The following is a 575-nucleotide window of genomic DNA, read 5'->3' on the forward strand; positions in this document are numbered from 1 at the left end:
TGGTACGGCCTATGGGGAGCAGGTCACTATCCGCTGGTACTTTGTGATCCACGGGCATGCCAAGGTTGCGGTCGGCAGAGCGAACGACTGTTCCGCTCTGTCAATGTCCAACCGATTGTGGCCGAGTATGCCGCTTCTCACGGGTTGATGCTGACGCTGGTGGCCGCAGGGTACGGGCTAGGTTTTTCCACTGCCGCGCACTTGGCAACTTGCCAGCCGGCGGATGTTGTTGTCCGTCCGTTGGCCGGTCAGAGCGCATCGATAACCACCTATCTGTTACGAACCGAGGGTGGCATGACGGAGCCGTTGCAGCGGTTCATCGAACGCGCCGAACGTGTATGTCATCAGGACGCAAGCACATCACGCGCGATCTGACGCGGATCTATCGGAAGGTGCGCGGCTAGTTTTCTCGGATTGCGCGATTCATTTTTGGTCTTGCGGCTGACCCGATCTGCATGGCTCATGCGCTGTACTGATTCCAGTTTCGACGCAATTGCTGCGCCCTTCCGGACTCCAGCACCCGCCTGCGGGCTCGCCGCCGCGGTCACCCCCCGCGTCAGAATAGTTGCCGCCCT

2 protein-coding genes are annotated in these 575 nt (G+C 60.3%); one reads left to right on the plus strand and one right to left on the minus strand.

What is annotated here, in order from left to right; all coding sequences use genetic code 11:
• Positions 1 to 375, plus strand: a 375-nt coding sequence (locus A612_RS16145; protein WP_241209495.1) for a LysR substrate-binding domain-containing protein, incomplete at its 5' end; no start/stop codon positions are given.
• Here the strand turns inward: A612_RS16145 and A612_RS17635 are convergent.
• Positions 345 to 575, minus strand: a 231-nt coding sequence (locus A612_RS17635; RefSeq protein WP_206536096.1) for a hypothetical protein, incomplete at its 5' end; no start/stop codon positions are given. The genes A612_RS16145 and A612_RS17635 overlap by 31 nt on opposite strands.

It is taken from the genome of Melaminivora alkalimesophila (assembly GCF_000282995.1).
In the GTDB taxonomy this organism is placed as follows: domain Bacteria; phylum Pseudomonadota; class Gammaproteobacteria; order Burkholderiales; family Burkholderiaceae_C; genus Melaminivora; species Melaminivora alkalimesophila.